The organism is Streptomyces sp. NRRL S-350, assembly GCF_000719705.1.
In the GTDB taxonomy this organism is placed as follows: domain Bacteria; phylum Actinomycetota; class Actinomycetes; order Streptomycetales; family Streptomycetaceae; genus Kitasatospora.
Genome location: NZ_JOHO01000034.1, coordinates 50,123 through 73,866, shown reverse-complemented (window position 1 = coordinate 73,866; position 23,744 = coordinate 50,123). Strand labels below are relative to the sequence as shown.

At 73.7% G+C, this 23,744-nt stretch carries 18 protein-coding genes and 1 other RNA gene; 17 read left to right on the top strand and 2 right to left on the bottom strand.

Annotation, left to right across the window (positions count from 1 at the left end; genetic code table 11):
• The first annotated feature begins 37 nt into the window (after positions 1 to 37).
• From IF30_RS0126350 to IF30_RS0126320, 7 genes are all read left to right on the top strand, one after another.
• Complete coding sequence (locus IF30_RS0126350; RefSeq protein ID WP_030243031.1) at positions 38 to 1,369, top strand: ATP-binding protein; 1,332 nt, start codon at positions 38 to 40, stop codon at positions 1,367 to 1,369.
• Positions 1,366 to 1,776, top strand: coding sequence for a roadblock/LC7 domain-containing protein (locus IF30_RS0126345; RefSeq protein ID WP_030243029.1), 411 nt, complete (start codon positions 1,366 to 1,368; stop codon positions 1,774 to 1,776). The genes IF30_RS0126350 and IF30_RS0126345 overlap by 4 nt, the downstream gene beginning before the upstream one ends.
• Entirely contained in the window at positions 1,773 to 2,147 is a 375-nt protein-coding gene (locus IF30_RS0126340) for a DUF742 domain-containing protein (protein ID WP_030243027.1), read from the top strand. Before IF30_RS0126345 ends, IF30_RS0126340 begins: the two co-directional genes overlap by 4 nt.
• A complete protein-coding gene (locus IF30_RS0126335; protein WP_030243025.1) occupies positions 2,122 to 2,712 on the top strand; it encodes a GTP-binding protein in 591 nt (196 codons plus the stop codon). The genes IF30_RS0126340 and IF30_RS0126335 overlap by 26 nt, the downstream gene beginning before the upstream one ends.
• Before the next feature lie 134 nt (positions 2,713 to 2,846).
• Positions 2,847 to 4,253: a cytochrome P450 gene (locus tag IF30_RS0126330; protein WP_030243023.1), complete on the top strand. Its 1,407-nt coding sequence runs from the start codon at positions 2,847 to 2,849 to the stop codon at positions 4,251 to 4,253.
• A gap of 392 nt (positions 4,254 to 4,645) precedes the next feature.
• A complete protein-coding gene (locus IF30_RS0126325; protein ID WP_030243020.1) occupies positions 4,646 to 5,779 on the top strand; it encodes a cytochrome P450 in 1,134 nt (377 codons plus the stop codon).
• 245 nt (positions 5,780 to 6,024) lie between these two features.
• Positions 6,025 to 6,783 (top strand): enoyl-CoA hydratase/isomerase family protein, encoded by a 759-nt coding sequence (locus tag IF30_RS0126320; RefSeq protein ID WP_051711192.1) that lies wholly within the window; start codon positions 6,025 to 6,027, stop codon positions 6,781 to 6,783.
• A gap of 195 nt (positions 6,784 to 6,978) precedes the next feature.
• Here IF30_RS0126320 and IF30_RS0126315 read toward each other — a convergent pair whose 3' ends face one another.
• Entirely contained in the window at positions 6,979 to 9,834 is a 2,856-nt protein-coding gene (locus IF30_RS0126315; RefSeq protein WP_030243016.1) for an FtsK/SpoIIIE domain-containing protein, read from the bottom strand.
• 415 nt (positions 9,835 to 10,249) lie between these two features.
• Here IF30_RS0126315 and IF30_RS0126310 point away from each other — a divergent pair, with 415 nt between their 5' ends.
• The 3 genes from IF30_RS0126310 (at position 10,250) to prfB (ending at position 14,804) form a co-directional block, all read left to right on the top strand.
• Entirely contained in the window at positions 10,250 to 12,139 is a 1,890-nt protein-coding gene (locus tag IF30_RS0126310) for a serine/threonine-protein kinase (protein ID WP_030243014.1), read from the top strand.
• A 241-nt stretch (positions 12,140 to 12,380) separates the two neighbouring features.
• Positions 12,381 to 13,634, top strand: a complete 1,254-nt coding sequence (locus IF30_RS0126305) for a serine/threonine-protein kinase (RefSeq protein WP_030243008.1) — start codon at positions 12,381 to 12,383, stop codon at positions 13,632 to 13,634.
• 57 nt (positions 13,635 to 13,691) lie between these two features.
• The gene (gene prfB, locus IF30_RS0126300) at positions 13,692 to 14,804 is read left to right on the top strand and encodes a peptide chain release factor 2 (protein WP_030243006.1); all 1,113 of its coding nucleotides are present in this window, start codon (positions 13,692 to 13,694) and stop codon (positions 14,802 to 14,804) included.
• A gap of 80 nt (positions 14,805 to 14,884) precedes the next feature.
• Here prfB and IF30_RS0126295 read toward each other — a convergent pair whose 3' ends face one another.
• Entirely contained in the window at positions 14,885 to 15,079 is a 195-nt protein-coding gene (locus IF30_RS0126295) for a hypothetical protein (protein ID WP_030243004.1), read from the bottom strand.
• Positions 15,080 to 15,427: 348 nt separating this feature from the next.
• Here IF30_RS0126295 and ftsE point away from each other — a divergent pair, with 348 nt between their 5' ends.
• The 7 genes from ftsE (at position 15,428) to IF30_RS0126265 (ending at position 23,625) form a co-directional block, all read left to right on the top strand.
• Entirely contained in the window at positions 15,428 to 16,117 is a 690-nt protein-coding gene (ftsE, locus tag IF30_RS0126290) for a cell division ATP-binding protein FtsE (protein ID WP_030243003.1), read from the top strand.
• A 78-nt stretch (positions 16,118 to 16,195) separates the two neighbouring features.
• Positions 16,196 to 17,107: a permease-like cell division protein FtsX gene (gene ftsX, locus IF30_RS0126285; protein ID WP_030242992.1), complete on the top strand. Its 912-nt coding sequence runs from the start codon at positions 16,196 to 16,198 to the stop codon at positions 17,105 to 17,107.
• Between the two features lie 111 nt (positions 17,108 to 17,218).
• Positions 17,219 to 18,358 carry a S41 family peptidase gene (locus tag IF30_RS0126280; protein WP_030242991.1) on the top strand — a complete coding sequence of 380 codons (1,140 nt, stop codon included), beginning with the start codon at positions 17,219 to 17,221 and terminating at the stop codon, positions 18,356 to 18,358.
• A gap of 43 nt (positions 18,359 to 18,401) precedes the next feature.
• A complete protein-coding gene (gene smpB / locus IF30_RS0126275; RefSeq protein ID WP_030242985.1) occupies positions 18,402 to 18,878 on the top strand; it encodes an SsrA-binding protein SmpB in 477 nt (158 codons plus the stop codon).
• Positions 18,879 to 18,964: 86 nt separating this feature from the next.
• Positions 18,965 to 19,345, top strand: a transfer-messenger RNA (tmRNA) gene (gene ssrA, locus IF30_RS44650).
• Between the two features lie 153 nt (positions 19,346 to 19,498).
• Positions 19,499 to 21,802, top strand: coding sequence for a HelD family protein (locus IF30_RS0126270; RefSeq protein WP_030242983.1), 2,304 nt, complete (start codon positions 19,499 to 19,501; stop codon positions 21,800 to 21,802).
• Between the two features lie 350 nt (positions 21,803 to 22,152).
• Positions 22,153 to 23,625: an NAD-dependent malic enzyme gene (locus IF30_RS0126265; RefSeq protein ID WP_030242981.1), complete on the top strand. Its 1,473-nt coding sequence runs from the start codon at positions 22,153 to 22,155 to the stop codon at positions 23,623 to 23,625.
• The last annotated feature ends 119 nt before the right edge of the window (positions 23,626 to 23,744 follow it).

Below are 23,744 nucleotides of genomic sequence, written 5' to 3'. Positions count from 1 at the left end.
GGACCGGCTCCGCGCGATGCCACCTGAAGAGAGTTTCATGACGACATTTGTGCAGGAACCCTTTTTCTGGGTCTTCATCGTGGTGATGCTCGCAGCCGTCGGAGCGGCCGTCCAAGCCCGTAGGACGAACCTCGCCCTGCGGCGGCGCAACGCCTCCCTCGAAGAGGCGGTCGCCCTGGCGCAGCACCAGCGCGACGAGCTCGCCGCGCAGCACGACCGCCTTCGGGGCCGGCACGCCGCCGAACTGACGGACGTGCGCCGGGACGCCGAGGAGGACACCAAGGCCGTCCTCAAGGCGGCGATGCGGACGCTGCAGGGCTTGGCCGACGAACAGCAGGTCGTCATCGAGAAGGTGCAGCGGAAGTACGGCGACAGCCCGCAGATCCTGGCCGACCTGATGACGGTCGACCACACCAACAGCCAGTTCGGCCGGCGCGCCCAGGGCATCGCGGTGCTCTGCGGCGGCTGGCTGGGGCGCCGGGAGAGCGTCGCCTCGGTCTTCGACGTGGCCCGCAGCGCGCAGGGCCGGATCCGGCACTTCGACCGGGTACGGATCCACTCCCGGGTCAACGTCTCGCTCGTCAGCAAGGTCGTCGAGCCGGTCGCCGTCGTGCTGTCCGAGCTGCTCGCCAACGCGACCAACTACTCCGCCCCCGACACCCCGGTGGAGGTCAGCGTCCAGGCCGTCCCCACCGGCGTCTGCCTGATCGTCGACGACGCCGGCCTCGGCATGGGCCAGGAGGAGAAGGACCGCGCCGCGGCGCTCCTGAACCCGGGCGCACCGATCAGCCTCACCAGCCTGGGCAACCCGCCCAAGTTCGGCTTCGCCGTCTCCGGCCTGCTGGCCGCCCGCTACGGCTTCCGGGTCTCCGTCGACTCGGTCTCCCCGTACGGGGGCGTGCGCGCCGTGGTGCTGCTGCCGACCGAGCTGCTCAGCAGCGAGGTCGCGGCCCCGGCCCCGGCCGTCACCGGGCACACCGACTACCGGTCCGACTACCGGGCGGAGCCGGCCGAGCAGCAGCCCGCGCAGGCGTGGACGCAGTCCCCCGGCCAACGGCTGGTGTCGCTGTCCGAACCGCCGGCGCCCCTGGCCCCGGTGCCGGCGCCGCAGGCCGCGACGGCGGCACCCGAGATGACCGCCGACGGGCAGCTGCCCCGACGCCGCCGCCAGCGCCCCGTGTCGGTCGTTCCGGCGCCCCAGGAGCCCGACCGGGCCGGGGAACCGGGCCGGCCCGAGGAGTCCGGCCGGCCCGCGGAACTCCCCGTGCGCGGCACCGGCCAGCACACGCCGTCCCGCCTCGGCGCGTTCCAGCGCGGCACGCTGTCCGGGCGCACCACCATGACCACGGAAGGAACCGAGATCCAGTGAGCCGTGATCTTTCCTGGGTGCTCAACGACGTACTCCAGATACCCGGCGCCCGGCACGCCATCCTCGTCTCCGCGGACGGCCTCCTGCTCGAACGGTCCAGCGACATAGGCCGTGACGAGGCGGAGACCAACGCCGCCGCGATGAGCTCGATGCAGTCGCTGAGCCGCGCGGTCGCCCCGTTCGTCGGCGGAGGCGGCGGAGGCGGCGGAGTCTGGAGGCAGACCCTCCTGGAGTACGACCACGGCTGGATCTTCCTGATCGCGGCCGGCAGCGGCGCGTACCTGGCGGCCTCCACCGCCCCCGACGTCGACATGGAGGCGATGTCCTTCCGGATGCAGCAGCAGGTCGGCGCACTCGGACGGGCGATGTCGGCGGCGCCGCGGCAGAGCACGCTCAGCGGCTCATGACCGGCGGCGGCGAGGAACAGCGGGTCACGGGGGGCTTCATCCGCTCCTACGTCATCACCGGCGGGCGCGACTTACCGAGTGCGGACGACCTGTCTCTGATCACCTTGGTCACCGTCGCGCCCGAGCAGGACCTCCCCACCCTGCCGAGCCCGGAGACCCGGGCGATCTGGGAGCTGTGCTCCGGCGGCTACCTCTCGGTGGCCGAGGTCGCGGCACGGCTGGAGCTTCCGGTGGGGGTCGTGAGGCTGCTGCTGACGGACCTGATCCGGGAGGGGCGGCTGCTGCGCCGGTCGGCCCCGGCGCCGGCCCAGGCCCCGGATCTGAGACTTCTAGAGAAGGTGCTGCATGGACTTCAACGCCGGTTCGCCTGAGGACATCTACGTCCCGGGCGCGGTGACGACCGCCGTCAAGATCCTGGTCGTGGGGCACTTCGCGGTCGGCAAGACCACCCTCATCGGGGCGCTGTCCGAGATCGCCCCGCTGAGCACCGAGGAGAGCATGACGCAGGCGTCCACCCACGTCGACGACCTGCGCGGCGTACCGGACAAGAAGACCACGACCGTCGCCCTCGACTTCGGCCGGCTGACGCTCGGCGACGACCTGGTGCTGTACCTGTTCGGCACGCCGGGGCAGCAGCGGTTCATGCAGCTCTGGGAGGACATGGCGAGGGGAGCGCTGGGCGCACTGCTGCTGGCCGACCCGACCCGCCTCGCGGACACCTTCCCCGTCATCGACCTGATCGAGCAGTACGGCCTGGAGTACGCCGTCGCGGTCAACAGCTTCGACCGGAAGAGCGACTACACCGAGGACCAGCTGCGCGAGGCCCTCGACCTGCTGCCGCACACCCCGGTGGTGTTCTGCGACGCGCGGGACCAGCGCTCGTCGGCGAACGCCCTGCTGACGCTCGTCCGGCACCTGCTCGCCCGCGCCTCCTGACCCGGCGCCTCCCGACCCCGGCGCTCCCGACCCCCGCGCTCACCGACCCCGCGCCTCCCGACCTCCCCCACGCCCTCCTCCCCCGAACCCTCCCGGGTCCGCACCCGCCCGGGGCCACCTCCAAGGAACGACCCATGGATTCTCCGCAGCGCCCCGCCCCGCAGTCGGCCCCGCCGGGCTGCCCGATGCACGTCGGCGTGAGCACACCGCTCTACGGGGAGATGTTCTCGGCCGACCCCGACGCGGTCTACGACAAGCTGCGCGCCCACGGACCCGCCGCCCCGGTGGAGCTGGCCCCGGGCGTGGACGCCACCCTGGTCACCTCGCACGAGGCCGCGCGGCGGGTGCTCCAGAACCCCGGGATGTTCGCCCGGGACTCGCGGCGCTGGGCGGCGCTGAACGAGGGCCGGGTGCCGATGGACAGCCCCGTCCTGCCGATGATGTTCTACCGGCCCAACTGCCTCTTCACGGACGGCGCCGAGCACCTGCGGCTGCGCAAGGCCGTCACCGAGAGCCTGGAGCGGCTCAACGACAACCGGCTCAACCGGCACGTCGAGCGGATCGCCGGCTACCTGATCGACCAGTTCGGCCCGCTGGGCCGGGCCGACCTGCTCAACGACTACGCCAAGCTGCTGCCGCTGCTGCTGTTCAACCAGCTGTTCGGCTGCCCGGCCGACATCGGCGACCGGCTGACCCGCAGCATGTCCGCCCTCTTCGACGGCCTCGACGTGATCGAGGCCAACGAGGAGCTGACCTCCTGCCTGATGGACCTGGTCGCGCTCAAGCGCCGCCAGCCCGGTGACGACATCACCTCGTGGCTCATCCAGCACCCGGCCGGCCTGCGGGACGAGGAGCTCAAGGACCAGCTGGTCATGCTGATGGGCGCCGGCGTCGAACCCGAGCGCAACCTGATAGGCAACGCCCTGCTCCTGCTGCTGTCCGGCGAGGGCGGTCCCGGGCTGCGCATCGAGGAAGCCCTCGACGACGTGCTGTGGAACAACCCGCCGATCGCCAACTACGCGACGCACTACCCGATGCAGGACCTCGACCTGGGCGGCGTCCCGATAGACGCGGGCAGCCCGGTGGTGATCAGCTTCGCCGCCGCCAACAGCGACCCGGCGCTGACCGACGCCCGGCTGACCCTCAGCAAGGGAGCCCACCTGGCCTGGGGCGCGGGACCGCACGCCTGCCCGGCCAAGTCCCCGGCCCAGCTGATCGCCCTGAGTGCGATCGAGTGCCTGCTCAACGCGCTGCCCGACGTCGTCCTCGCGGTGCCCGCGGAGAGCGTGGAGTGGCGGCCGGGCCCGTTCCAGCGCGGCCTGGTCTCGCTGCCGGTGCGGTTCAGCCCGGTGGCCGCCCGCACCACCGTGCCGGGCGCGGGCGCGGGCGCGGACACCGCGCCGGCCGGACCGTCCGACCGCTCGCCGGGCGGCTCCGAGACCGCGCAGGCGTACCCGCAGGCCACCACCGCCCCCGCGCCCGGCCGGGCCCCGCAGAAGAAGGGCTGGTGGAGCTCCTTCCTGGACGTGTTCCGGCTGTGACCGGAGCCGCCACGGCCCGGGGCCCGACGGGGGACGGGTGACGGCCCGTCGCGTTGACGGGCCGTCGGGCCGTGGGGTGGTGGCGCCGTCGGGTCGTCGGAAGTCGTCCGGTCGCCGCGGGGTGAACGGCGCACGACGGCCGTGCGGGACGTGACGGGGGAAACACGGATTGACGCTTGAGCGCGCTGTTGCTGGGTAGGTCGCCGCCGTACTGCCCGCCCGCGCGTCGAGTCGAGGAGCCCCGTGTGACCGCCATGTTGGAAGCCCGCCCCGCGGATCCGGAGAGCCCACGCGGAAGGGTCGACCGCCGTGCGGCCGTACCGCTCCTGCGGCGGCTGCGGTCGGCCGAGGGGCTCGCCGACCCGGGCCCGGTCTACGACGAGCTGAGGGCGCTGGGCGACCTCGTCCCGGCGCCCTGGGGCGGTTACCTGGTCACCGGCTACGACGCGTGCGACCAGGTCCTGCGCGGCAGGACCTGGCTCGTCCCCGACTTCGCCTGGCAGGCGCGGCAGACCGGGACGGAGCGCTGGGAGGCCGTCGCCACCCAGGAGATGAGCCGTACCCTCTCCCGGCTCAACGCCCCCGAACACACCCGGCAGCGGCGCAGCCTCGGGAACCTCTTCGACCGCAACACCCTGCTGGACCTGACGCCGCACATCGAGGCCGACGTCACCGGGCTGCTCGACCGCCTCTCCGAGCGAATACGGACGGACGGCGTGGCGGACTTCGCCGCCGTGGTCGGCGAGCAGCTGCCGATCGGCACCATCGGGCGCTGGCTGGGCCTCCCGCCGGAGGACTACCCGCACATCCTGACGATGACCCACAACCAGGTGCACGCCCAGGAACTGCTGCCCACGAAGAGCCAGTTGGCGGTCTCGGAGCAGGCCACCGCGGACCTTCGCCGGTACTTCACCCGCCTCGTCAGGGAGCGCCGCGACCGCGACGGCGACGACGTGGTCGCCGGCTGGATCCGCACCTGGGACGCGCTGGAGCCCGCCCGCGAGGCCACCGACCGGATGGTCTACCAGCTCACCATGTTCGTCACCATCGCCTCGCTGGAGACCACGGCGACGATGCTCTCCTCGCTGGTCTGGTCGCTGCTGCGCTCGCCCGGCCGGTGGGAGTGGCTGCGCAAGCGGCCGGAGTACATCGACGCCGCGATCGACGAGACCCTGCGCCACGACCCGCCGATCCGCGTGAACAGCCGCGTCGCGGGCGAGGACACCGAGCTGGCCGGGGTGTTCGTCCCCAAGGACACCATGGTCCACGTGATGTACGGCGCGGCGAACCGCGATCCGCGCCGAAACCCGGACCCGCACGCCTTCGACGTGCTCCGCCGGGGCAGCCACCTCACCTTCGGGGGCGGCGCCCACTACTGCCTCGGCGCGGGCTTGGCCAGGCTGGAGGCCCGGGCGCTGCTCGGCCAACTGCTGCGGCGCTTCCCGACCCTGCGGGCGGCGAGCCCGCCCGAGTACGCACCCCGCATGGTCTTCCACCGGGTGACGTCCTTGAGAGTGGCCGCATGAACGTTTCACCGCAGGCAGCGCAGGCAGCGCAGGCAGCGCAGACAGCGCAGGTGCCGCAGGCCCAGCAGATCCCCCAGGTGCCGCAGTACCCTCCGCACGTGGCGCAGCCGACGTACCTCCCGCACGCGTACGCCGAGCCCGCTCCGGGGCCCGCTCCCCAGGCCCATGCTCAGACTCAGGCCCAGGCCCAGGCCCAGGCCCAGGTTCAGGCCCAGGCCGTCACCGCTCCCGCAGCGGCCCGTACGGTGCGTGCCGAGCGCCGCGGGCCGGTGCTCCACGTGGAGCTGGACAGCCCGGCGACCGGCAACGCCGTCACCGTCGCCATGCTGGACGAGCTCCTCGCCGTCCTGGCCGCGCCCGACCCGGCCGTGCGGGTGATCGTGCTGTCCGGAGCCGGCCGGGACTTCTGCCTCGGCGGCGACCGCGAGGCGCTCACCGCGGGCCTCGACGAGGACCCGACCGGCGGCGGCATCCGCAGCTACGGGGACAAGGCCCGCCGGGTCTGCGAGGCGCTCACCGCCAGCCCCGCCGTGACCGTGGCCCGGGTCCAGGGCCGGGCGACCGGCGCCGGCTTCGCCCTCGCGCTGGCCTGCGACCTGCGGGTCGGCGCCGACAACGCCGTCTTCCGGCTGCCCGAGCTGGCCCTCGGCCTGCCCGTCGCCTGGGGCGGCCTGCTGCCCCGCCTGATCCACGAGGTCGGCGCCGCCCGGGTCCGCGAGATCATCCTCACCAGCCGCCCGGTCGGCGCGGTGGAGGCACGGGAGCTCGCCATCCTGCAGCGCGTCGTCCCCGAGCAGGACCTGGACGGGGCGGTCGCCGAGTGGGTCAGGCCGGTCACCCGGCGGCCCGAGGCCGCGCTGCGGGTCACCAAGACGCTGCTCGCCTCCCACGCGGCGGCCACCCGGCTCGCCGACGCCTCGGTGCTCGACTCCGAGCTGATGGCCTCCGTCCTCGCCGCCGCGCACTACGCCCGCAACCTCGCCGACCGGCCCCAGGCGCACTGACCGGGCGTTCCTCCCGCCCGCGGCCGTACCGCCGTCGGCCGGTCCGTGTCCGGCGTCTTCCGTCCGCCGCTCGGGGGAGCGGCGGACGGCGCACGGCGCACCGGGGAGCAGCCGCGGAGACGAGCGGCGCGAATGCCGATCGGCCGTGGTTCCGGCTGCTCCGGCGGCCCCCGGCCGGGGGCCGCGTGGTCGGCGTCAGCGGGCGGCGGCGCGTTGGAGGGCGCTGGCGAGGAGGGCGAGGTCGGTGGGGCCGTTGCCGAGTTCGCGGACGGGCCGGCGGGCGGGCGGGGCGCCGAGTTGGAGGGGATCTATCGCGACCACGGTCGGGCGCAGGGTGGCGGTGCGCGGGATCCGGCCGCTGATCCGGGCGGTCTGGAAGGCGGTGACGCCGCCGTCGGGCAGCCGCAGGTAGCCGCGGCCCGGGGTGTCCTCGGGGAGGGCGGCCGCGTCGCCGAGGTGGATCAGCAGGTCGGAGTCGGCCGGGTCGTCGGTGCGCAGCGCGATGCGGAGCAGGGCGGCCTCGTCCACCTCGGTGCCGGCGCTGTCCTCCGGGCGGCCGGTGGCGACGGCGAGGTGGATGCCGAGCGGGCCGCCGCGGCGGGCGACGGCGGACAGGGCGCGGGCGAGCGGCCGGCCGGCCGGTGAGGTGGGGGAGAGCAGGGCGTCGTAGTCGTCGACGACGACGACCAGCCGGGCCGGGACGGGTGTCGCGGGGGTGGGTGTCGGGGCGGGGCGGGGGCCGCCCTCGCCGCTGCGCGGCGGGATGATGCGGGTGGTCGGCGCGGCGGAGGGGGCCGGGGCTCCGACGGTGGCGGGCACCGGTACGGCGTCCGCTCCCTCGCCGTGGAGGCTGCGTTGCGTGCCCAGGCCGTGCTGGTCGTCGAGGATGCGCGTGGCGTGCCAGGAGGCGAAGTCCAGGCCGTCGAACAGCCGCTCCCGCAGGGCGAGTTCGTCTTCCAGTGCCTCGGCGGCGAGCAGGGCGGCGCGGGGGTCGGTGGCGGCGTTCACCAGGCCGGTGACGTGCGGCAGTTCGGTGCAGCCGTCCAGGCCGTCCTCGGTGGCCCGGCCCTCGACGAGGGTGACGGCCAGCAGTTCGGGGCGTTCGGAGACGGCGAGCGAGGCGACCAGGGTGCGCAGCAGCTCGGTCTTGCCGGAGCCGCGGGCACCGCCGATCAGCAGGTGCGGGCCGCCCGGGTCGGGGGAGGGGAGGGACAGCTCGGGGTCGGCCAGGTCGAGCGTGCACAGCTCGTCCCGGGTGGTGCCGAGCAGCGCGGTGGCGGCCCCGATGCCGCCTGCGTGTGCGGCCCAGCGGGCGGAGAGCTTGGCCGGGGTGACGGTGTCGAGTTGCAGCAGGTCGAGCAGGCGCAGTGCGTCGGGCAGCGGGCCGCGGGCGGCCGGTACGGCTTCGTGCAGCGGGGCGAGGACGCGGGCCAGCCGTTCGGCCCAGGCGTCGGAGACGGCGTCCAGCGAGACCTCGTGCAGGGTCTCGCGGCCGCGGGCGACCGGGCGGTCGAGCGACAGCTGGGTGCCGACTTCGCCGGTGATCAGGGCGGTGGCGCCGAGGCCCCGGGGGAGCAGTTCGGGCTGCTCGGCGAGGCAGATCGGGAAGATGCCGACCGCAGGGCCCTGGCGCAGCAGCAGGTCGAGCGCCTGCCGGGCGGCCTCGGTGGCCGGGCGGCCGTCGACCACGACGACGGTGGCGGGGTGGCCGCCGAGGCCGCTCGGGCCGCTGAGCCGGGCGGTGAGCTCGGTCAGCCTGGCGGTGGCCTGTTCGTCGTCCAGGCCGATCAGCAGGCGGCAGTCCTGGCCGTCGACCGGGCGCAGGTGGGGCAGCCACAGGGCCCAGGCCCAGGTGTCGACGCGCTCCTCGGGGGTGCGGGCCGGGTCGGCGTCGACGACGACCAGGCTCAGTCCGGTCGGCGGGTGCAGCGCGGCGAGCTGGGCGACGACGGCGCGGGTGAGGGAGTCGAGGCGTTCGCGCGGGCCGCTGAGGCCGAGGCTGCCGGCGGTCTGCAGGTCGAGGGTGACGGGGACGGCGGTCAGCATCGCGCCGGGTGTGGTGCCGGGCCCGCCGGGGCGGTCGGCGGTGCCGAGGCGCAGGGTGAGCGCGTCGGGGTGGCCGGGGCCGCGCTCCCACAGCCGGGGGCCGGGGCCGACGGCGTTGAGCAGCAGGGTGGCGAGGTCGGGCCAGCGCTCGCGCTGGGCGGCGGCCTGGCGCAGCCGTACCGCTGCGTGGTGGCGTTCGGCGCTCTCCTGGCCGGGCGGTTCGGCGGCGCGGCCGGGCAGCAGGGAGAACAGGCCGCGGCCCCGGCCGGGCGCGGGCTCGGGGGCGGTGGGGGGTTCGGCCGGCGGCGGCGCGGGCCGGACGGGGCCGGGGGCGGCGAGCTGGAGGTGGCCGTGGCCGTCGGGCAGGGCGGTGCGGACGGGCCCGGCGGCGGTCGGGTCGGGTGCGACCACCTGGAGGGTGGACTCGCCGATCCGCAGCAGGGCGCCGGGTTCCAGGGGGACGGCGGCTTCGGCCGGGCCGGGTGGGACGAGCCGGCCGTCGAGGGTGGTGCCGTTGGTGGAGCCGAGGTCGCGGACGGAGATCCGGCCGTCGTCGGCGAGGTGCAGGACGAGGTGGAGCCGGGAGACGTCCGGGTCGTCGAGCGGGACGTCGGCTTCGCCGGAGCGGCCGACCCGGATCTCCCGGCCGTGCAGCCGGTGCACGCCGCCGGCGTCGGGGCCGCCGACGACGCGCAGTTCGGCGGCGGGGGCGTCGTCGGGGTCGTCGGCGGTCGGGTCGGGTTCGTTGAGGCTGAGGACGGCTCCGTCGAGCAGTGGGGGGTGGCCGAGCAGGGTGTGCTCGTCCACCCGGTGTGCCCCGGCGTACAGGTGCACATGGGTGGCGGCCCGCGGCCCGCGCACGCCCACGGCGCCCGCGAGGGCGCCCGCGATGGCACCGAGCGCGGTCCCGACGGGCGCGGTGACCAGCACGTCGACGTAGGGGATGGCGGAGCCGGCGGCGGTCGGGCCGCTGCGCGGTCGGAGGACGGTCAGCCGGATCTGCATCTCGCCCGCGGGTCCCTTCTGCTGATGTGGCTGCCTGGTACCGCTGCCCGGCGCCGTCGTGGACGCACCGGGCGGCCGCGGCGGCCCCGTTGGGCCACACGAGTGGCGAGTGTCCATCCTGCCATCAGGCGCGGACGGTCCGCGCACGGTACCGGATTTGACGATCTTGTGATCGTCGCCATGGTGGAGGTGGCGGTGGGTCAGGTCAACCGGTGCCCCGTCGGCCCCTGACCAGGGCCGCCGCCCTGCTCCGGGGACTCCCCTAGGGGATGTCCCCCAACCCTGCTCGGATGCCCCGCCGGTCACCCCGAAAACCCGAACGGACACCGTTAGAGTGGCCGCAGACACGGGCCCGGCAGGCCACCGCACCGGCGGAGGGCGCCCCGCGCGGGCGGCACGGCGAGGAGTGCGACAGGTGCGGCCAGTCGGCAGCAAATATCTGCTGGATGAGACCCTCGGGCGGGGTGCGACCGGCACCGTCTGGCGTGGCGTGGTCCGTGAGGACGCCCAGGTGCCGGGCAGCGAGCCGGGGCAGCGGGTGGCGATCAAGGTGCTGCGCGAGGAGCTGGCGGCCGACCCGGACGTCGTGATGCGCTTCCTGCGCGAGCGCTCGCTGCTGCTGCGGCTGACCCACCCCAACATCGTCCGGGTCCGCGACCTGGTCGTCGAGGGCGAGCTGCTGGCGCTGGTGATGGACCTGGTGGACGGCCCCGACCTGGCCCGCTACCTGCGGGCCCACGGCCCGTTCAGCCCGATCGCGGGCGCCCTGCTGATGGCGCAGGTCGCGGACGCGCTGGCGGCCAGCCACGCGGACGGGATCGTCCACCGCGACCTCAAGCCGGCCAACGTCCTGCTCGCCTCCACGGTCGTGGACGGCACCGAGCAGATGCACCCGATGCTCACCGACTTCGGCATCGCCCGCCTCGCCGACTCCCCGGGCGTCACCCGCACCCACGAGTTCGTGGGCACTCCCGCGTACGTCGCACCGGAGTCCGCCGAGGGCCGCCCGCAGACCTCCGCGGTGGACGTGTACGGCGCCGGGATCATGCTCTACGAGCTGGTCACCGGCCGCCAGCCGTTCCAGGGCGACAGCGCGCTCGCCGTCCTCCAGGCCCACCTGGCGCAGGAGCCGCAGCGGCCCAGCACCATGCCCGAGCCGCTGTGGACGGTGATCGAGCGCTGCCTGCGCAAGGACCCGGCCCAGCGGCCGAGTGCCACCTCGCTGGCCCGCGCGCTGCGGGTGGTCGCGGCCGGGGTCGGCGTGCACGCCTCCCCGGCGGCGGTGGACGATGCGCTGGCGGTCGCCGCCCTGCTGCACCCGGACCCGCGGCCCACCGCCGTCCCGCCCGTCCCCGGCGCGCCGACGGGCGACGAGGACCGCACCCGGGTGCTGCCGGCGAGCGGCCCGGGCGCCGGGCAGTACGACCCGGCCGCGGCGACCCGGGTGATGGGCACCCAGCCGCCGCCCGCGCCGCCGTTCGGCGCCCAGGACCGCACCCAGGTGATGCCGCCCGCCGCCGTGCCGCCGCCCCCGCCCGCCGTGCCCCCCGCCCCGCAGGAGGAGGCGCCGCACCCGTGGCAGACCCAGCTGCGCGCGGCCCGGGACCGCAACCAGCAGACCCAGGTCGGCTACTTCGGCCCGGAGGACTACGAGGAGTACGGCGAGCCGCAGGTCGCCCCGGCGCCCTACCAGGCCGGACCGGGCGGACAGCCCGGCCAGGGCGCCCCGGGCGGGCGGCCCGGCCACCCGCAGCAGGGCCACCCGCCGCAGGGCTACCGGCCGCAGCCGCCGGCCGGCTACCGCCAGGCCCCGCCGCCGCCCGGCTACGCGCAGCGCCCGCCGGTGGCCCCGCCGCCCTACCAGGCGGGGCAGGGCACCGGGTCGGGGCAGGGCGGTCGACCGGACCGGGACGGCCGGGCCGGCGGCCGGCCACAGCCGCCGGGCGGCTACCGGCAGGCCCCGGACGGCTACGACGGCCGGCCGGGCGGCTACCCGCCCGCGCCGGTGCCGCGCCGGGCCGAGCCGCCCGCGCCGCAGTACCGGGAGGCTCCGCCGCGCCGCGAGGAGCCGCGCGAGGCGGCCCGTCGCGAGCCCGCGCCGGCCCGCGAGCCGCGCCGGCGCAGCCGCAACCGGATGTACATCCCGGGGCTCGGCTGTCTCAAGGGCTGTCTGATGGTGCTGCTGGTGCTCGCGGTGGCCGCGCTGGCGCTGTGGAACTTCACGCCGCTGCCGCACTACTGGGACAACGTCGTGGGCTGGTACGACTCGGCGCGGGACTGGGTGCAGAGCGTCGTGGGCTCGTAGCGCCGCCGCGGCCCGGCCTCCGGTTCGGGCCCGGTCGGCGCCGGTCCGGTCCGATTCCGCTCCCGGGCGGCAGGATTGACGCTTTGTCGACAATTCACGAGATTTCCTGCCCGAGACTCCCGTTCCGGGCCCCTCAGGCGGCCCCGCGGGGCCGCCGGGCGCGTAGGTTGGTCGCTGTTGTCCCGCCCCACCGAGCGCACCGGACCCCCCGGAGTGCTCCCGCGCCGCCCACGGAGCAGCATTGGCACGCAAGATCGGCAGCCGGTACACCGTCCACCAGGTGATCGGCCGGGGTTCGGCCGGGACGGTCTGGCTCGGTGAGGGGCCGGACGGCCCGGTGGCGGTCAAGCTGCTGCGCGAGGACCTCGCCGCGGACCAGGTGCTGGTCGGCCGCTTCGTCCAGGAGCGCACCGCGCTGACCAGCCTCGACCACCCCCGGGTGGTCGGCGTGCGCGACATGGTCGTGGACGGCAGCGACCTCGCCCTGGTGATGGAGCTGGTCCAGGGCACCGACCTGCGCTCCCGGCTGGAGCGGGACGGCGCGCTGCCGCCGCAGACCGCCGCCTCGATCATCGCCGACGTCGCCGACGGCCTGGCCGCCGCGCACGCGGCCGGGATCGTCCACCGCGACGTCAAGCCGGAGAACGTCCTGCTCGACCTCGCCGCCGCCCCCGGCCCCGGCGGCGCCCCGCGCGCCAAGCTCACCGACTTCGGCGTGGCCCGCCTGGTCGACGCCCCGCGCCGCACCAGGGCCACCCGGATCATCGGCACCCCCGACTACCTGGCCCCCGAGATCATCGAGGGCCTGGAACCGCGCGCCGCCGTCGACATCTACGCCCTCGCCACCGTCCTGTACGAGCTGCTGGCCGGCTTCACCCCCTTCGGCGGCGGGCACACCGGCGCGGTGCTGCGCCGGCACGTCACCGAGCAGGTCCCGCCGATCCCCGGCCTGCCGGACGGGCTGTGGCGGATCATCTCCGAGTGCCTGGCCAAGGCCCCCGCCTCCCGGCTGCGCGCCGCCGAGCTGGCCGCCCGGCTGCGCGAGCAGCTGCCCTCCCTGGCCGGCCTGCCGGTCCTGGTCGTGCCCACCCAGGGCCGGGCCCCGGCCGAGGAGCAGCTGACCCCGGGCGAGGCCGTCTACGCCGAGATCGACGCCGGACCGGGCACCCACAAGCGCCGCCGCGGCCCGGCCGTCCCGCTGGTCCCCGGCGCCGCCCCGGACTCCACCCGGGACACCCACACCAGCCTGCGCCGCCCGTCCGCCGAGGAACTAGCCGCGTACGCCGCCGAGTCCCGCGCCCAGCGCACCGCCCCCGGCCACCGCCGGGACCGCCAGGCGCTGCTGCGCCGCCGTCGGCTGCTGGCCGTCCTGCTGGCCACCGTCCTGCTGCTGGCGGGCGCCGCCGCTGCCTGGACGGCCTTCGCGGCCGGCGCCCCGGACCGCGGCCACCCGGCCCGTCCGACCGTGCACGGCACCGCCCCGCGGGCTCCGTAGCCCCCTCCGGAACGGGGGTGTCGCCATGACCGCCCCCGGAACCATTACGCTGGGGGCGTGGCAGCCGTCGATCCTTCCGAAGAGCTCAAGAACCTCGATACGACCATGGGGTCGATCGAGGCCGTCCTCGACCTGGACAAGATCCGGGCCGACATCGCGGTCCTGGAGGAGGAGGCAGCCGCCCCCACCCTGTGGGACGACGTCGCGAACGCGCAGAAGGTGACCAGCCGGCTCTCCTTCCTCCAGGGCGAGCTGCGCCGAGTCGAGAGCCTGCGCAGCCGCATCGACGACCTGAGCGTGCTGTTCGAGCTCGCCGAGGCCGAGGACGACGCGGACACCCGCGTCGAGGCCGAGGCCGAACTCGGCTCCCTCCAGAAGGCCGTCGAGGAACTGGAGGTCCGCACCCTCCTGTCCGGCGAGTACGACGCCCGCGAGGCACTGATCAACATCCGCGCCGAGGCCGGTGGCGTGGACGCCGCCGACTTCGCCGAGCAGCTGATGCGCATGTACCTGCGCTGGGCCGAGCGGCACGGGTACCCCACCGAGGTGTACGACACCTCGTACGCCGAAGAGGCCGGCATCAAGTCGGCGACCTTCACCGTGAAGGCGCCGTACGCCTACGGCACCCTCTCGGTCGAGCAGGGCACCCACCGCCTGGTCCGCATCTCGCCGTTCGACAACCAGGGCCGCCGGCAGACGTCCTTCGCCGGGGTCGAGGTCCTCCCGGTCGTCGAGCAGTCCGACCACGTCGACATCGACGAGGGCGAGCTGCGCGTGGACGTCTACCGCGCGTCCGGCCCGGGTGGCCAGGGCGTCAACACCACCGACTCGGCGGTGCGCATCACCCACCTCCCGACCGGCATCGTGGTCTCCTGCCAGAACGAGCGCTCGCAGATCCAGAACAAGGCGTCCGCGATGAACGTCCTCCAGGCCAAGCTGCTGGAGCGGCGCCGCCAGGAGGAGAAGGCGGCGATGGACGCCCTCAAGGACAGCGGCAGCTCCTGGGGCAACCAGATGCGCTCCTACGTGCTGCACCCGTACCAGATGGTCAAGGACGTGCGCACGGCGTACGAGGCCGGCAACCCGCAGTCCGTGCTGGACGGCGACATCGACGGCTTCATCGAGGCCGGCATCCGGTGGCGCAAGCAGCGCGAGACCAGCGCCGAGTAGCGGCGGACGCCGCGTGACGGCGGCGTACGGCGAAGGGCCCCGACCTCAGTGGTCGGGGCCCTTCGTGCATGTCGGCGGGTTCAGGCGAAAGCCTGCCGGGCGATCAGTGCCACCGCGAGCAGCCCGGCCAGCAGGGCCAGCAGCATCGCGGGGGAGAGCGCGGCGAACGGCCCCTGCTGCTCCTGCAGCCGGGCCCGGTTGGCGCGGCACACCGGGCAACGCCCCTCGCTGACGCGGCCGTTGCAGTTGGCGCACACCAGATGGTCGCAGGTCATGCGATCTCCTCCTCGCTGCTACAGCCAACGCGCCGGACGGGGCTTTGGTTCCCGTTCGTGCCCTGTACGGGGGAGCGGCCGGAGCCGGTCGCCCCCTCCACTGTGCCAGGTCCGGGCGGTTCCGGCTCCCGGGCTGTGAGATGCCTCGCAATATTCGGGGCATAAGCGGATATTATCCCCCGGTTCGCGGGGCCGTCGTGGGCCGTCCCTGCGGGCCGGCTGCCGATTCGCGTATGGTCCCAGACCGGGAGCGGCCCTCCGCGCTCCCTTCGCCCGCCCGCGGACCGGGCCTCCGGGGCGGACCGACCGAGGACTGGCGCCGCCTAGGATGGCCTCCGTGATGCAGCCGTGATCAGATTCGACAACGTCTCCAAGACCTATCCCAAGCAGAACCGTCCCGCCCTGGACAACGTCTCGCTGGAGATCGAGAAGGGCGAGTTCGTCTTCCTGGTCGGCTCGTCCGGCTCGGGGAAGTCCACCTTCCTGCGCCTGTGCCTGCGCGAGGAGCGCCCCAGCACGGGCGCCGTCCACGTGCTGGGCAAGGACCTCGGCAAGCTGTCCAACTGGAAGGTGCCGCACATGCGCCGCCAGCTGGGCACCGTCTTCCAGGACTTCCGTCTGCTGCCGAACAAGACCGTCGCGCAGAACGTCGCGTTCGCGCTGGAGGTGATCGGCAAGCCCAAGGGCGCCATCAACAAGGTGGTGCCCGAGGTGCTGGAGCTGGTCGGCCTCGGCGGCAAGGAGGACCGCATGCCGGGCGAGCTGTCCGGCGGTGAGCAGCAGCGCGTGGCGATCGCCCGCGCCTTCGTGAACCGTCCGATGCTGCTGATCGCGGACGAGCCCACCGGCAACCTCGACCCGCAGAACTCGGTCGGCATCATGAAGCTGCTCGACCGCATCAACCGCACCGGCACGACGGTGCTGATGGCGACCCACGACCAGGCCATCGTCGACCAGATGCGCAAACGCGTCATCGAGCTCGACAAGGGGCTGCTCGTCCGCGACCAGGCCCGCGGCGTCTACGGCTACCAGCACTGACCGACCAGCGCTGACCCGTGGGGCCGCCCGCCCGGATCGCCCGACCCCAGCAGTACCGACCCTGGAGTTGTTTCCCGCATGCGTGCCCAGTTCGTCCTGTCGGAGATCGGTGTGGGTCTCCGACGCAACCTGACGATGACCATCGCGGTCGTCGTCAGTGTCGCGCTCTCCCTCGCCCTCGCCGGTTCCTCGCTCCTGGTCCGCGACCAGGTGAACTCCATGAAGGGGTACTGGTACGACAAGGTCGAGGTGAGCATCTACTTCTGCACCAAGGCGGACGCCCGGAACTCGCCCCAGTGCGACAAGGGCGCCGCCACCGACCAGCAGGTCCAGGACATCAAGGACCAGTTGGACAAGATGTCCTCCGTCGTCCAGTCGGCCACGTACGAGAGCTCCGCCGAGGCGTACAAGCACTGGAAGGACATGAACCCGGACAACCCGCTCATCTCAGTCCTGGGCCCGGACGCCATGCCGCAGTCCTGGCGGGTCAAGCTCAACGACCCGACCAAGTACGACGTGATCCAGAGCGCGTTCGCCGGGAAGCCCGGCGTGAAGTCGGTCGAGGACCAGCGGAAGATCCTGGAGAACCTGTTCGGCCTGCTCAACGGCCTGCAGACGGCGGCCTTCGTGATCATGGTGCTGATGCTCTTCGTCGCCCTGCTGCTGATCGTCAACACCGTCCGGGTGTCGGCGTTCAGCAGGCGGCGCGAAACCGGCATCATGCGCCTGGTCGGTGCCTCGAACTTCTACGTCCAGATGCCCTTCATCGCCGAGGCCGCGTTCGCCGCGCTGCTCGGCGCGGTGATGGCCTCCGGACTGCTGGTCGGCGGGCACTTCTTCGTCCAGAACTGGCTGGCCGACCGGGTGCAGTTCATCCACTTCATCGGCCTCGGCTCGGTGCTCGCGGTGATACCGCTGCTGGTCGTGGTGGGTATGGGCATGGCCGGGATCGCGGCGTTCTTCACGCTGCGCAAGTACCTCAAGGTCTGATCCCCGGACGCCTCGACGGCCCCGGACGGCACTGCGCCGTCCGGGGCCGCCGCCGTTCCGCGCTCCACCGTTCCGACCCGCCGCCACCCGGCGGTGTCTACACTCCGGTCCATGCTGCAAACTCCGCGCGGGGCACGTCAGGTGGCCGTCCTCAGCCTGGTGTTCGGCGCCGTACTGCTGACCGGCGCGGCCGCCGGTGCCTGGGGCGACCCGGCCGACGTGCCGCCGCGCCCCTCCGCCGACGCCGCCCGGGCCGCGGGCGTCGGCCTCCCGTCGGACCCTGCGGGCAGCGCACTGTCGGAGCAGCAGGCCGAGCACCTCCTCGGGGCCAGCGGCGACCGCTGGGGCGCGTACTACAGCGCGCAGGAGTACGCCGAGTTCAGCCAGGGGCTGGACGGCCGCTACCTCGGCGTGGGCCTCTCCGTCGGCCGCGGCGAGGACGGCACCACCGAGGTCTCCCAGGTCGCGCCCGGCGGCCCGGCCGCGGCCGCCGGGATCACCCCCGGCGACCGGCTGCTGCGGGTCGGCCCGGACCAGGCCGACCACCTGCCCGTCACCGAGGTGGTCGCGCGGCTGCGCGGCCAGGGCGACGAGCGCAGGGCCGGCTCCGAGGTCACCCTGGAGGTGCGGCGCGGCGGGGGCGAGGTGCGCGAACTGCGGCTGCGGCGGGCCCTGCTGGACAGTCGGCAGGTCGCCGTGGAGCGCCTGGACAAGGGTGTGCTGCGGATCACCGTACGGGCCTTCACCAGCGGCGTGGCGGATCAGGTCCGCGCCGCGCTGCGCGCCGCGCACACCGGCGTGGTGCTCGATCTGCGCGGCAACTCCGGGGGGTTGGTCGACGAGGCGGCCGGCACCGCCGGGGTCTTCCTGGACGGCGGCCCGGTCGGCTCGTACCAGGAGCGCGGCGGGACCAGGGAGTTGACCGCCCCGCGCGGCGGGGACCAGCGCACCCCGCTGGTGGTGCTGGTGGACGGCGGCACGATGAGCGCGGCCGAACTGCTCGCCGGCGCCCTGCAGGACCGCAGCCGCGCCGTGGTGGTGGGCGCGCGGACCTTCGGCAAGGGCACCGTCCAGCAGCCCAGCCGGCTCGCCGACGGCGCCGTGCTGGAGATGACCGTCGGCCGCTACTTCACCCCCGCCGGCCGCTCCCCGGACGGCACCGGCCTCGCCCCCGACGTCCCGGCGGCCGCCGGCGAGGACGCCGACGCGCTCGCCCTGCGCGTCCTCGCCGGGCTCGGGACCCGCGCGTAAAGGGGCTGCCCCCGGGCGCCCGAAGTGCGAGAATGTCCGCGCTATGGCAAAGGAAACCGGACACAAGCTGATCGCGCAGAACAAGAAGGCGCGGCACGAGTACACGATCCTCGACACCTACGAGTGCGGCCTCGTACTCACCGGCACCGAGGTCAAGTCGCTGCGCGAGGGGCGGGCCAACCTGGTCGACGGCTACGCCTACGTCCAGAACCACGAGGCGTGGATCGACAACGTCTTCATCCCCGAGTACACCCAGGGGACGTGGACCAACCACGCGGCCCGCCGCAAGCGCAAGCTGCTGCTGCACCGCATGGAGATCCGCAAGATCGAGACCAAGGTCCGCGACGCGGGCCACACCCTGGTCCCGCTCTCGCTGTACTTCAAGGACGGCCGGGTCAAGCTGGAACTCGCGCTGGCGGTCGGCAAGAAGCTGTACGACAAGCGCCAGACGCTCCGCGAGAAGCAGGACACCCGCGAGACGGCCCGCGCCGTGGCCGCCGCCCGGCGGCGCCAGGGTTAATCCGCTGGACCCTCGCCCGTCGCCTCGCGTACTATGGCCCAAGCAACACGGACGGTCGACGTCCGAGCTGTTTCTCAAAAAAACATGGGGATGATCGGTTTCGACAGGGGATGTTGAAACAGGGGAAGCGAGCCGAGGAACGCGGCAATGATCTCGTAAACCACGTGTCGCAAAAAATAATCGCCAACTCTAAGCGCGATTCCCAGCAGTTCGCTCTCGCTGCCTAATAAGCACCGATAGCGCTTGGGTGTCAGACCGGGGAGTTCCCGACCCGGACCCTGGCATAATCTAGGGAACTCAACCGTCCGCCCGGGCTGCGGGGGCGGATGGGAAATCAAACAGCAGCTGGGCCTGTTGGCGGCTTGTCCGCGTGACTGCCAGGGCCGAGAAAATCACAGCGGACTGCGCTCGGAGAAGCCCTGAATTAACTCCACTGGACCCGGGTTCGATTCCCGGCATCTCCACCACCCCATGTTCACACCGAAGGCCGCCCACCGCCCCGCGCGGAGGGCGGCCTTCGATTTTTGTGCGCTCCGGTGCAGCGCTGCGCGGGGGTCGCAGCGTAGGATCATCCGTCCGCTCGTTTTCCGGAGCCGGATTCCGCCGCTACCACCGAGGCCATGCAGAGCAACACGGATACCACCCCCGCCACCGACCACGAGACCGTCCGCGAGCGCGAGATCTCCGGTGAGCAGCAGCACCTCGACACCGTCTACCACCGGCTGGAGGAGAAGCTCGCCGAGGCCGAGTACATCCTGGAGGACGCCGCCAAGCGGGTCCAGGTCGGCACTCCCGGCGCGCTCGCCGAGCGCGACGCCCAGGTGTACCGGGCCGGCGCCCACCTCCAGCGCCTCAACAACGAGTTCGAGGACTTCCTCTTCGGCCGGATCGACCTCCAGCGGGCGGACGCCCCGGAGGAGCACGGCATCCCCTCGAACACCCCGCTCGACCCGGCCGACCCGGCCGTGGCCGAGACCCTCCACATCGGGCGCCTGGGGGTGCTGGACGCCGAGTACGGCCCGCTGGTGATCGACTGGCGGGCGCCCGCCGCCGCGCCGTTCTACCGCGCCACCCCGGTCGAGCCCGGCCGGGTCATCCGCCGCCGGGTGATCCGCTCCAAGGGCCGCAGGGTGATCGGCGTCGAGGACGACCTGCTGCGCCCCGACCTCACCCCGACCCTGGACGGCGAGGAGCTGGCCGTGGTCGGCGACGGCGCGCTGATGGCCTCGCTGGGCCGCGCCCGCAGCCACTCCATGCGCGACATCGTCTCCTCGATCCAGAAGGAGCAGGACGAGGTGATCCGCGCCCCCGCCGCGGGCGCCACCCTGGTCACCGGCGGCCCGGGCACCGGCAAGACCGCCGTCGCCCTGCACCGCGCCGCGTACCTGCTCTACCAGGACCGCCGCCGCTACGCCGGGGGCATCCTGGTGGTCTCGCCGACCCCGCTGCTGGTCTCCTACACCGAAGGCGTGCTGCCGGCGCTCGGCGAGGAGGGCCAGGTCGCCATCCGGGCCGTCGGCTCGCTGGTGGACGGCATCGAGGCGGCCACCTACGACACCCCCGAGGCGGCCCGGGTCAAGGGCTCGGCCCGGATGGTGCAGCTGCTGCGCCGGGCCGCCCGCGCGGCCCTGGAGCTGAACGCCCCGCAGGTGCTGAAGGTGGTCGCCCGCGGCGAGGTGCTGAAGCTGGACGCGGGCCGGCTGAGGGCCGTGCGCGGCAACGTGGTGGGCTCCGGCGGCACCCCGCTGAACCTGCTGCGCCCGCGCGCCCGCCGGCTGCTGCTGGACGCCCTGTGGCACGAGTTCGTCAAGGACCTGCCGAAGCCCGCCGACCACTACGCCCGCGAGCAGCGCCAGGAGGAGAAGGAGTCCTTCGACGACTACGTCTCGGACCAGGCGCCGTTCCTGGACTTCCTGGACGCCTGGTGGCCGGCCCTGACCCCGCGTCGGGTGCTCGCCACGCTCAAGCAGCACCGCCACACCAACCGGATCGCCCGTCGAGCCGTCACCCCGGACGAGGCGAGGCTGCTGGCCGCCTCCTGGCGCCACCTGTCCCCGTCGGGCGAGGGCGCGCTGTCCGCGCACGACGTCGCGCTGGTGGACGAACTGCAGGTGCTGCTCGGCGAGCCGGCCCGCCCGAAGGTCCGCGAGGTGGACGCGATGGACCTGCTGACCGGGCTGGAGGAGGTCACCACCTTCGCCGACCGCAGCTCCCGCCGGCGCGACCACGGGCCGGTGGAGCGCAAGGAGTACGCGCACATCATCGTGGACGAGGCGCAGGACCTCACCCCGATGCAGTGGCGGCTGATCGGGCGCCGGGCCCGGATGGCCACCTGGACGATCGTCGGAGACCCGGCGCAGTCCTCCTGGCCGTTCCCGCAGGAGGCCCAGGCCGCGCTGGACGAGGTGCTGGCGGGCAAGCCGCGCCGCCGGTTCACACTGACCGTGAACTACCGCAACCCGGCCGAGATCGCCGAGGTCGCGGCCAAGGTGCTGGCCCTGGCGGCGCCGGGCACGCCCTCGCCGAGCGCGGTGCGCCACGTCGGCGTGGAGCCGCGCTTCGCGGCCACCGCCGACCCCTCGCCGGAGGCCTTCGGCAAGGCCGCCCGGGCCGAGCTGGAGCGGCTGCTGGCCGAGGTGGACGGCACCGTGGCGATCGTGGTGCCGATGGACCGCCGGGCCGAGGCGGCCGGGTGGGCCGAGGGCCTGGGGGAGCGGGTGGTCGCACTGGGCAGTCTGGAGGCCAAGGGCCTGGAGTACGACGCCACCGTGGTGGCCGATCCGACCGGCATCGCCGGCGAGTCGGAGGCCGGTCTGCGGGTGCTGTACGTCGCGCTGACCCGGGCGACCCAGCGGCTGACCGTGCTGTCCGGCCCGGACGACCTGCCGGACGCGGCCGGCGTGCCCGCGCTGCTGCGCGACTGACGGGCCGTACGGAAGAGGGCCCCTCACCGCTTGGTGAGGGGCCCTCAGACGTTGACGACACCGACCCGCCATGCTCGCCTCGCGGCAAGTGGTCCCTCGAAGGGACGAAGGTTGGGCCCGGGGGCTTGGATCGAGCCGGTGTCCCGTCCAATGTAACGCATCGGCCCGGAGAGGCAAGGAGTGGGCGGCGGGAGCTCGGTGGAGCCCGGGCGGATTGTCGGATCCGCACACTCAATGAACGTTATTTCTGGCTATCCCTTGGAAGGTGCGACGATCGAGGTCTAGCATGCGCAGGCGATGCCTTCAACAAAATGTTGAGCCTGCGGGACAGACGGAAGAAGGAAGCGTCGATGGCGACGGTGCCCAGTGTCTCCAACTCGATCACGGTACGGCTGGAGGTCCCGGCGCGGGGCAACGCCGTCAGTGCGATCACCACGGCCGTGGAGTCCTCCGGCGGTTCGGTGACCGGTCTCGACGTCACCGCCTCCGGCCTGGAGGCGCTGCGGATCGACGTCACGGTGGCGGCCTTCTCGGTCGCGCACGGCGAGGAGATCGTCGAGAAGCTGCGGGCGATCGACGGCGTGTCGATCGGCAAGGTCTCGGACCGCACCTTCCTGATGCACCTCGGCGGCAAGATCGAGATGTCGTCCAAGCTGCCGATCCGCAACCGTGACGACCTCAGCATGATCTACACCCCGGGCGTCGCCCGCGTCTGCATGGCGATCGCGGAGAACCCCGAGGACGCCCGTCGCCTCACCATCAAGCGCAACAGCGTCGCCGTGGTCACCGACGGCTCCGCGGTGCTGGGCCTGGGCAACATCGGCCCGGCGGCCGCGCTGCCGGTCATGGAGGGCAAGGCGGCCCTGTTCAAGCGCTTCGCCGGCATCGACGCGTGGCCGATCTGCCTGGACACCCAGGACACCGACGAGATCGTCGCCATCGTCAAGGCGATCGCCCCCGGCTTCGCGGGCATCAACCTGGAGGACATCTCCGCGCCGCGCTGCTTCGAGATCGAGGCCCGGCTGCGCGAGGCCCTGGACATCCCGGTCTTCCACGACGACCAGCACGGCACCGCGATCGTGGTGCTGGCCGCCCTCACCAACGCGCTGAAGGTGGTCGGCAAGGAGATCGGCGACATCCGCCTGGTGATGTCGGGCGCCGGCGCCGCCGGCACCGCGATCCTCAAGCTGCTGATGGCGGCCGGCGTCGAGCACGCCACCGTGGCGGACGTGCGCGGAGTGGTCCACGAGGGCCGCGAGGACCTCAACGAGAGCCTGCGCTGGATCGCCGAGCACACCAACCGCTCGGGCCGCACCGGCAGCCTCAAGGAGGCCGTGGCGGGCGCGGACGTCTTCATCGGCGTCTCGGCCCCGAACGTCCTGGACGGCGACGACCTGGCCACCATGGCCGAGAACGCGGTCGTCTTCGCGCTGGCCAACCCGGACCCGGAGGTCGACCCGGCCATCGCCCGGCAGACCGCCGCCGTCGTCGCCACCGGCCGCAGCGACTTCCCGAACCAGATCAACAACGTGCTGGTCTTCCCGGGCGTCTTCCGCGGCCTGCTGGACGCCCAGAGCCGCACGGTCAACACCGAGATGATGATCGCCGCCGCCCGGGCGCTGGCCACCACCGTCGCCGACGACGAGCTGAACGCGAACTACATCATCCCGAGCGTCTTCCACAAGGACGTCGCCAAGACCGTCGCCGCCGCCGTGCGCGACGCGGCCCTGGCCGGCGCCCAGGAGGACCGCGTGCCGGACCGTCCGACCCCCGGCATCGTCGGCACCCTGGACACCTCCGCCTTCCCTGTGGTCAAGCTCTGACGGCCGAATCGGCGGCCGTGCCGCTGATCGCTCAAATGTGCGAATAGCGGTCATACCCGCCCCGCCCGCCCCGAACCCTTGCGACACAAGGGCGAGGGGCGTGTTTGGGCTTGTCAGTC

What these genes read in the sequence shown, in the direction of transcription:
- IF30_RS0126350 (WP_030243031.1), top strand. Translation starts at nt 38, where the DNA reads ATGACGACATTTGTGCAGGAACCCTTTTTCTGGGTCTTCATCGTGGTG.
- IF30_RS0126340 (WP_030243027.1), top strand. Translation starts at nt 1,773, where the DNA reads ATGACCGGCGGCGGCGAGGAACAGCGGGTCACGGGGGGCTTCATCCGC.
- IF30_RS0126335 (WP_030243025.1), top strand. Translation starts at nt 2,122, where the DNA reads ATGGACTTCAACGCCGGTTCGCCTGAGGACATCTACGTCCCGGGCGCG.
- IF30_RS0126330 (WP_030243023.1), top strand. Translation starts at nt 2,847, where the DNA reads ATGGATTCTCCGCAGCGCCCCGCCCCGCAGTCGGCCCCGCCGGGCTGC.
- IF30_RS0126315 (WP_030243016.1), bottom strand. Translation starts at nt 9,834, where the DNA reads ATGCAGATCCGGCTGACCGTCCTCCGACCGCGCAGCGGCCCGACCGCC.
- IF30_RS0126295 (WP_030243004.1), bottom strand. Translation starts at nt 15,079, where the DNA reads ATGACCTGCGACCATCTGGTGTGCGCCAACTGCAACGGCCGCGTCAGC.
- ftsX (WP_030242992.1), top strand. Translation starts at nt 16,196, where the DNA reads ATGCGTGCCCAGTTCGTCCTGTCGGAGATCGGTGTGGGTCTCCGACGC.
- IF30_RS0126280 (WP_030242991.1), top strand. Translation starts at nt 17,219, where the DNA reads ATGCTGCAAACTCCGCGCGGGGCACGTCAGGTGGCCGTCCTCAGCCTG.
- smpB (WP_030242985.1), top strand. Translation starts at nt 18,402, where the DNA reads ATGGCAAAGGAAACCGGACACAAGCTGATCGCGCAGAACAAGAAGGCG.
- IF30_RS0126270 (WP_030242983.1), top strand. Translation starts at nt 19,499, where the DNA reads ATGCAGAGCAACACGGATACCACCCCCGCCACCGACCACGAGACCGTC.
- IF30_RS0126265 (WP_030242981.1), top strand. Translation starts at nt 22,153, where the DNA reads ATGGCGACGGTGCCCAGTGTCTCCAACTCGATCACGGTACGGCTGGAG.